The sequence below is a fragment of the Paenibacillus sp. FSL R10-2736 genome, assembly GCF_038000245.1.
Lineage (GTDB): Bacteria > Bacillota > Bacilli > Paenibacillales > Paenibacillaceae > Paenibacillus_AQ > Paenibacillus_AQ phytohabitans.
On sequence record NZ_JBBOBN010000002.1, the window covers coordinates 1,514,147 to 1,521,991 of the forward strand.

At 54.0% G+C, this 7,845-nt stretch carries 7 protein-coding genes; 6 read left to right on the forward strand and 1 reads right to left on the reverse strand.

Annotated elements, in window-relative coordinates; genetic code table 11:
• Nucleotides 1–73: 73 nt before the first annotated feature.
• Complete coding sequence (gene glgP, locus NSQ73_RS34695) at nucleotides 74–1,690, reverse strand: alpha-glucan family phosphorylase (protein ID WP_340990696.1); 1,617 nt, start codon at nucleotides 1,688–1,690, stop codon at nucleotides 74–76.
• Nucleotides 1,691–2,010: 320 nt separating this feature from the next.
• Between glgP and rbsK the strand changes: the two genes are divergently transcribed.
• The 6 genes from rbsK (at nucleotide 2,011) to NSQ73_RS34725 (ending at nucleotide 7,810) form a co-directional block, all read left to right on the forward strand.
• Nucleotides 2,011–2,952: a ribokinase gene (gene rbsK / locus NSQ73_RS34700; protein WP_340990697.1), complete on the forward strand. Its 942-nt coding sequence runs from the start codon at nucleotides 2,011–2,013 to the stop codon at nucleotides 2,950–2,952.
• Nucleotides 2,953–3,141: 189 nt separating this feature from the next.
• Nucleotides 3,142–3,906, forward strand: a complete 765-nt coding sequence (gene aroD, locus NSQ73_RS34705) for a type I 3-dehydroquinate dehydratase (RefSeq protein ID WP_340990698.1) — start codon at nucleotides 3,142–3,144, stop codon at nucleotides 3,904–3,906.
• Between the two features lie 459 nt (nucleotides 3,907–4,365).
• On the forward strand, nucleotides 4,366–5,058 hold the full coding sequence (locus NSQ73_RS34710) for a response regulator transcription factor (RefSeq protein ID WP_076247286.1): 693 nt from the start codon (nucleotides 4,366–4,368) through the stop codon (nucleotides 5,056–5,058).
• Nucleotides 5,055–6,419 carry a sensor histidine kinase gene (locus NSQ73_RS34715; RefSeq protein ID WP_340990699.1) on the forward strand — a complete coding sequence of 455 codons (1,365 nt, stop codon included), beginning with the start codon at nucleotides 5,055–5,057 and terminating at the stop codon, nucleotides 6,417–6,419. Before NSQ73_RS34710 ends, NSQ73_RS34715 begins: the two co-directional genes overlap by 4 nt.
• Nucleotides 6,416–7,048: a PepSY domain-containing protein gene (locus NSQ73_RS34720; RefSeq protein WP_340990700.1), complete on the forward strand. Its 633-nt coding sequence runs from the start codon at nucleotides 6,416–6,418 to the stop codon at nucleotides 7,046–7,048. Before NSQ73_RS34715 ends, NSQ73_RS34720 begins: the two co-directional genes overlap by 4 nt.
• Before the next feature lie 192 nt (nucleotides 7,049–7,240).
• Nucleotides 7,241–7,810, forward strand: a complete 570-nt coding sequence (locus NSQ73_RS34725) for a PepSY domain-containing protein (protein ID WP_340990701.1) — start codon at nucleotides 7,241–7,243, stop codon at nucleotides 7,808–7,810.
• The last annotated feature ends 35 nt before the right edge of the window (nucleotides 7,811–7,845 follow it).

Below are 7,845 nucleotides of genomic sequence, written 5' to 3' on the forward strand. Positions count from 1 at the left end.
CCGCCCGCTGAAGCGGGCAGGAGGGAACGAAGAAAGGGCATGTAGAAGGAAGCAGCAGAACTGCGGACGCCAATCAGCCTTTGATGTACATCCGGTTATAGTATTCATCCAGCATGCGTTTGGTGGCGAACTCGGTGCGGGTGGTCTCAATGCTGCGGTGCATCATCTGCACCCACTTGTCCTTGTTCTCATAGAAGGTCGGCAGAACACGGTTCAGGAGTGTATCATACAGGGCATCGCTGTCGTGCTGATCAAGCACCGCGAAGTCCGTAGTCTCAAAGCCGTCCCCGATCTGCCAGCCGTTCTCGCCGTCTATACAGGCTTCCGGCCACCAGCCGTCAAGGATGGAGCAGTTGAGGACGCCGTTCATGGCGGCCTTCATACCGGAGGTTCCGCTGGCTTCCAGCGGTCTGCGCGGATTGTTCAGCCAGATATCGGAGCCGCGGGTGAGCTGGGCACCGATGGTCATATCGTAGTTTTCCAGGAAAACTACACTTTTCGGGTATTTTTTCATCATGGCTACGAGGTTGCTGACGATTCTCTTGCCGTTATCATCCAGCGGATGCGCTTTGCCGGAGAAGACAATCTGAACTTTGCCGCTCTCCAGGTAAGGCTCAATCACCTCGGGCTGGGAGAAGATCAGGTCGCTGCGTTTGTAGGGAGCTGCGCGGCGGGAGAAGCCGATCAGCAGGTTGTCGGCATTCAGGGCAATCCCGGAGCGTTCCTCGATGAAGCCGATCAGCTCCTGCTTGATCTCCTTGTGTGTGGCCCACAGGTCGCCGCCTTCTTCAAAAGCACGCGTCATCCGTTCATCCACCCAGGTAGGCGTATGAATTGCATTAGTAATGCCGATGATCTCGGACCGGCCGGCGACCTCTTTCCACATTTTATTGGCGGTATCGGCATGGAGCTGGGCAACGGCGTTCGAGATACGGGACAGGCGCAGGCCTGCCACAGTCATGTTGAACGGCTCTCCGCCGATCCGCTCCATCTGAGCGCGGGTTAAGCCGTTAAAAGCACCCATGTACTCCAGACGGTCGAGCGGATGGGTCTCATTACCTTCCTTGATCGGTGTATGTGTAGTGAACACAACCTCTTCCCGTGTAGCTTTCCAGGCTTCCTCAAAAGTACTGCCGCCGGACATCTTCTCACGGATCAGCTCAATTGCTGCAAGCGCGGCATGCCCCTCGTTGAAGTGATAGACATCAATCGGAATTCCCAGGGCACGCATGGCCTTGACGCCGCCGATCCCCAGGACAATCTCCTGGGCAATGCGTTCTTCCCCGAACCAGCCATACAGCTGGCCTGTGATCCAGGCGTCACTGTTCTCGGGAATGTCCGTATCCAGCAGATAAAGCGGGCTGTTGCCGAAATGCTCTGTTTTCCACACTTTGCAGACGACATCGGTTTTTCTGACTTTTACCGTAACCTTGACGCCTGTATCTTCAAGGAACTCATACACATAATTATGGTAGGAGTCGTACGGATTGCCGTTTGCATCAATTTTCTGGTCCGTGTAGCCTTGTTTCCATTTGAGTCCGATGGGGATGACAGGAGCGCCTATATCCTTGGCACCTTTGATGTAATCTCCGGCCAGAATGCCCAGGCCTCCGGCGTACATTTTGAAGTCTGAATGGAGCCCGTACTCCATGCTGAAATAAGCTACTGACGGCAGTTGGTTCTCGTTCACTTGATAAGCCTCCTAAATATGATTTAGATTATTATTGGCAAAACTGCAGGCTTTATCTAAGATGCAAACGTTTGCTCAAAAGAATGTGTTAGGTTCTGGAAGCGATTGCACACCTATTCTAGCATATTTGTCTTTAAAAAGCACAGCGAAGTTTTGATGAAAAAAAGCTGCCAAAGCTTCTATTCATAAAAATTTGATTAACCCGGCTGAAGGCCATAAGATAAGAGGATAACAACCAGTAACGCCGGTGCCGTCCCTTCCATGGAGAAGGTAGCCTTAATGGCGAAGAAACAATGGAAATAAACCAAGTGGTGGTGTTCATGTTGAGTATAGTCGTAATTGGAAGTCTGAATATGGATATGGTAGTACGCACGAAACGGGCTCCGGAAGCGGGCGAGACGCTGTTTGGTCAGGAATTTGCATTGTCCCCGGGCGGAAAAGGTGCCAATCAGGCCGTTGCTGCAGCCAGACTTGGCGCGGAGGTAACCATGATCGGCAGAGTGGGCCGGGACTCTTTTGGCAGCGGACTGCTGGAGGTTATGACACAGGAGCAGGTTCACACCGGATATATCACGCAGAGTGAGTCACAGGCTACAGGAGTCGCCTCCATTGTGGTGGACGGAGAAGGCGAGAACCGGATTATTGTGGTCCCCGGTGCGAATGTCGAGATGAAGCCGGGCGATATTGAAGCACTTGAACCGGTTATCCGCCAAGCCGGAATTGTCGTCATGCAGCTGGAGACGGATCTGACTATGGTAGAGGCTGCGGCTGCCGTTGCTTCCCGCCATGGAATTCCGGTGATCCTCAACCCGGCACCGGCTCAGCCGCTCGGAGATGAATTACTTCATCATGTGACTTACCTGACTCCGAATGAAACAGAGGCGGGCATTCTGGCCGGTATTTCCGTAGAGAGTGTGGATGATGCGGAGCGTGCGGCACGGATTTTGCTGCAAAAAGGGGTTCAGCACATTATTGTCACACTGGGCTCCAAAGGGGCGCTGATTGTGAATGCTTCCGGCAGCCTGCATGTTCCCGGGTTCCCGGTACAAGCTGTAGATACAGTGGCGGCGGGCGACTCCTTCAACGGGGCGCTGGCCTGGCAGCTTACACGCGGGAAAACGCTGGATGAAGCGGTCAGATTCGCGAATGCGGTCGGCGCGCTGGCGGTTGGCAAAGCGGGAGCGATTCCTTCGCTGCCAAGATTGCAAGAGGTGAAGCAGTTCCTGCAGGAAGCTGCTGATGCCGAGCCGGGCGCACAGTAGATTTAGCGTAAGGATCGTGTAAACGGTCCTTTGAGATTCGTAAGTTCACTCTGTGTAAGGATTTTGGTTAATATATTGCGGGGATTGTTGTATTCTGTGCAGGATTGTCTGACCAGATACAGAATGCTGCGGTAAGCGAGCCGTACGGTTAATTCACAGGCTTAGCCTGATACATAAGGAGCTGAAACGATGAGCGGTACAGTAACCGTTAAGAATGTGACCCTTGGGGAGGGGATGCCCAAAATCTGTGTTCCGCTGGTCGGAACAACGTTATCCGAGCTTCGGGAAGAGGCGGAGGCCCTTAAGGCTCTGGCTCCGGATGTGGTGGAGTGGCGGAGCGATTTCTTCAGCCAGGTGGAGGATATTGCAGCAGTAACGGAGGTCCTGGAGGAAATCCAGCAGCTTCTGCCGGAGATTCCGCTGATCTTCACGTTCCGCAGCGCCAAAGAGGGCGGGGAGAAGGAAATCTCCACAGAGTATTACTTCCGGCTCAACAAAGCCGCTGTAGAGAGCGGATACGTTGATATTGTGGATGTGGAATTGTTTAACGAGGAACAGGAGGTCCGTGGGCTGATTGCCACAGCGCATGACAATGCGGTATTCGTGATTATATCGAATCATGATTTCCATGGCACGCCGTCACAGGATGAAATCGTCTCCCGGCTGCGCAGAGCACAGGAGCTTGGCGGAGATCTGCCGAAGATTGCTGTGATGCCGCAGAGTGCGGGGGATGTGCTGACCCTGCTGGCAGCGACAAACAAGATGCAGGAGCGGTATGCGGACCGTCCGATCATTACAATGTCGATGGCCGGAGAGGGCGTAATCAGCCGGCTTGCCGGTGAAATCTTCGGCTCGGCGCTGACCTTCGGGGCGGCGCATAAGCCTTCGGCTCCGGGTCAGGTAGCGGTTGCCGAGCTGCGCAGTGTGCTGGAGCTGCTGCACCGCAGCTTATAAATGCTGCTGCTATTGCCTGTTCATACGCAGTAGAAGAGAATGGGGTGTTTCCGAGCCGCTTAAGCGGCCTGGAGCACTCTTTTTTGTATAGTCCGCAGAGAGTGGGCAATAGGCGGGAACGAGAGGGATATTGGATTTGGCGGTATCCGGGAAAAATGAGGAAATGAGAGGGATGATTTCCTCTGATTGAGCGAAAGGCGGACAGAATGAGGAAATGAAAGGGATAAATCCCTTTGGTTGGGCGTTAGGCGGGCATTATGAGGAAGAGGGGCAGGGGTCCATAGTTAAGGGGATGTATAGTTCGTACTATTAAGAATAAACCGGAGAATTACGAGGAGCGAGGGGACATTGGCCAGACGCAGAGTTTGAATCTGCGCCTGCCTATGCCCTACAATGGAGGCAGCCGGATTAAGAATAAGCATGCATACACGTGCATGCAGGCAGAAAGGCGGAACGCCAATGACAGAATCTATCCTGGTTGTTGAGGATGAGGTGAGAATAGCCCGTCTGCTGCAGATTGAGCTGGAGTGTGAGGGATACCGTGTATCCATTGCCGGCAGCGGCCATCAGGGACTTGAGCTGTATCAGGAGCAGCAGCCGGATCTGCTGCTGCTGGATGTAATGCTGCCCGGATTCAGCGGAATAGAGCTGCTGCGGCGTATCCGGGCGAATGATGCCGATACTCCTGTGCTGCTGCTTACGGCTAAAAGCTCGGTGGAGGACAAGGTATCAGGGCTGGATTTAGGGGCAAATGACTATATTACCAAGCCTTTTCAAATAGAGGAGCTGCTGGCGCGTGTCCGCGCTGCGCTGCGGCTGGCATCAGGACGTAAGACAGCGGAAACAGACTCATGGCTGAGAGCGGATGATCTTGAGCTGAACGAAGCTACACGTGAGGTAATGCGGGCGGGCAGAAGGATTGAGCTGACTCCGCGGGAGTTCGATCTGCTGGTGTTCCTGCTGAAGAATAAGCGCCAGGTGCTGAACAGGGAGCAGATTATGACAGCCGTCTGGGGATACGATTATTACGGGGATACGAATGTCGTGGATGTCTATATCCGTTATGTCCGCAAAAAGCTTACGCAGGGTAATCAGGAAGAACTGATCCATACGGTGCGGGGCATCGGTTATGTGCTGAAGGACTCCCTATGAAGCTGCGGAGCAAAATCTATCTGTACTCCAGTGTGCTGTTTGCCGTACTGCTTGTCATCATGAACCTGTTCATTTACCTGATGTTCAGCCGGTTGTCGACAGATAGCCAGCTGGAGCAGGCTGCTGCCGAGACAGCCAGGGTCGCTGCTGATATGAGAAGGGCGGGAAGCGGGGTAGCGGCACCGGAGCTGCTCCGGGCCTATGTGCCGATTGAAGGGATGCTCCGGCTGCTCGCGCCGGACGGGAGCGGTCCTGCGCCTGTCACTTCAGCCTCCGAACAGGAGATCAGCCGGCTGAAGCCGGTCTATCATCCTGAGAAGCAAACGGGAATTATACAGGCGGGCGGGCGCTCCTATGCATTCGTGAGCGCTCCGGTCATCTGGACGGACGGGAACGTCATGAATGTCCAGATGACCAAAAGTCTGGAGAGCACCATGAGTACACTGCGGGTGCTGCGGATTGTGCTTGCCGGAGCCACGCTTGTTGCACTGCTGCCGCTGCTGCTGTCCAGCCGGTTGCTGTCGGGGCTGATTATGCGCCCCATCGTGCAAATGACAGTTACCATGCGGGAGATCAAAAACAGCGGGAAATTCCGCAGGCTTGCGCTGAAGGAGACCTCCGGGGATGAGCTGGTGGAGATGGGGCGTACGTTCAACGAGATGATTGCCCTCCTGGAGAGCAATCATGTGAAGCAGGAGAAATTCGTCTCGGATGCTTCACATGAACTGCGCACACCGCTGACGGTAATTGAGAGCTATGCCAGTCTGCTGAAGCGCAGAGGGCTGGATCATCCCGAATTGTTCAATGAATCGGTTGAAGCCATTCATTCTGAAGCTGTCCGGATGAAGGAGCTGACCGAGCAGCTGCTGCTGCTGGCGAAGCATCATGAGCATTGGGATCTTGAGATGAAGATGATTGATTTGGAAGAGCTGGCCCGAGCTTCGGCCAGGGTATTTCATAATGCATATGGGAGAGAAGTAACCGTCCAGTCCAAGGGTCCGGTTGAAGGCTACAGCGATGAAGCGAAGCTGAGGCAGCTGCTGTTCATCTTCCTGGACAATGCCCGCAAATACAGTGATGAGGCGATAACTGTCAGCCTTGAAGCTTCCGGGCAGGAGCGGGTTATAGTCATTACGGACCGGGGAATCGGGATTCCCCCGGAGGAGCTGCCTAAGATATTCGACCGTTTCTACAGAGTGGATGAGGCAAGAAGCCGTGAGGGCGGGGGTGCAGGCCTGGGGCTGTCGCTTGCGGCAGAGATTGCAGGCGCGATTGGTGCCAAGCTGTCCATGAATAGTGCAATAGGTCTGGGAACCTCGGTGATGATCCGGATTGCCGCTGAGAGCAGGGGAGGACAATGAACAAGCAGCGTGAGAATACGAAACGAGTGAATAATAAACGATCGACCCAGAGCCTTCTGTATAAGGCGGTCATTATTTTGGCTGTGCTCCTCGTGCTGGTATTTGCTGCACTGCGGATATCCGGTAATGAATCCGAACAGCTGCTGTCCAGGGAACAGGCGGAACAGGCCGTGCTGAAGGAATATGCCGGAACGGTAGAGAGTCTGAGGCTGCAGTCCGGGAAATATGTGGCAGAGCTGGAGACTGCGCAGGGATTATATGAGCTGAAGCTGGATGGAGCAACAGGTGAGATCCTCTCCATAGTGTTGCTGAAGCGCGCAGCAGAGCCAGCTGTTCAGCCTACACCCGCAGCCTCTCAAGCCCCTGCGGGCGGAGCAACCGCTGCACCGTCACCAGCTCCGTCCCCGTCAGCGCAGCGTGTGGTCTCAGAAGACGAAGCGGTCCGGCTGGCATTGCAGGAAGTGGCGGGGGAACCGGATGATGTGGACACCGGAATCAATGACTCAGGCGCATTTTATCTGGTGGAGATTAAAACTTCAGACGGACGAGAGGCCGTAGTTCAGGTGAACGCCATCTCTGGCAGCATTATGTCAGTAACGTGGGAAGAACCGGATGGAGATAACTCCTGAGCCTTTTTCTAAGACCAGAATTTATATGTTTTGGGGCCTTCGCAAAGTACCTGAGTAAACATCGAAGCTATAGCTCCACTTTGTGAGGTTGATTTTCTCATCAAATTCTAATGTTCCTCCCGCTGTCCTCTCATGTTGGACCGTTATAGTTACTACATGAGCAGCACAGATTGAACTTAGGAGGCGGCAAAGATGAAGAAAAAAGTATGGAGCAGTATAGCGGCAGCAGCATTGATTCTGGGAGGTGCCTACGGCATCGGCGAGGTTAAGGGCGGTACTGCGGCAGCAGCCGCATCGGTGCAGAGTCAGAGCAAAACGCTGATCGGTGTAAGCAAAGCCGAAGAGATTGCTTTGAAGGCGGCACCGGGACAGGTAGAGAGCATTGATCTGGATAAGAAACTCAGCGGTACGTATTACGATGTCGAGATCCGGCAGGCCAAGCAGGAGATGGATGTCCGGGTAGATGCGTACACGGGTAAAGTGATAAGCGTGCGCAAAGAAACAGACGATGACGACGATGATAACTACGCAGTTGCTGCTACAGCACCAAGCGGAACACTGATTACAGCGGCCAAAGCAGCCGCAGTAGCATCAGCCTCAGTGAAGGGAACGGTAGCTGAAATTGACCTTGACCGGGACAATGGCGGAGCCGTGTATGAGGTGGAGATCAGAAACGGGCGGGTATCGACGGAAGTGGGAGTCGATGCGTATACAGCCAAGATTGTGTACACAGATGTAGACTCCGACGACGATGATGATTGAGCCATACAGCAGTATAAAAAAGAGGCAGCCGTGCA

Coding starts and splice junctions, on each gene's coding strand:
- rbsK (WP_340990697.1), top strand. CDS start 2,011: ATGTTGAGTATAGTCGTAATTGGAAGTCTGAATATGGATATGGTAGTA.
- aroD (WP_340990698.1), top strand. CDS start 3,142: ATGAGCGGTACAGTAACCGTTAAGAATGTGACCCTTGGGGAGGGGATG.
- NSQ73_RS34710 (WP_076247286.1), top strand. CDS start 4,366: ATGACAGAATCTATCCTGGTTGTTGAGGATGAGGTGAGAATAGCCCGT.
- NSQ73_RS34715 (WP_340990699.1), top strand. CDS start 5,055: ATGAAGCTGCGGAGCAAAATCTATCTGTACTCCAGTGTGCTGTTTGCC.
- NSQ73_RS34720 (WP_340990700.1), top strand. CDS start 6,416: ATGAACAAGCAGCGTGAGAATACGAAACGAGTGAATAATAAACGATCG.
- NSQ73_RS34725 (WP_340990701.1), top strand. CDS start 7,241: ATGAAGAAAAAAGTATGGAGCAGTATAGCGGCAGCAGCATTGATTCTG.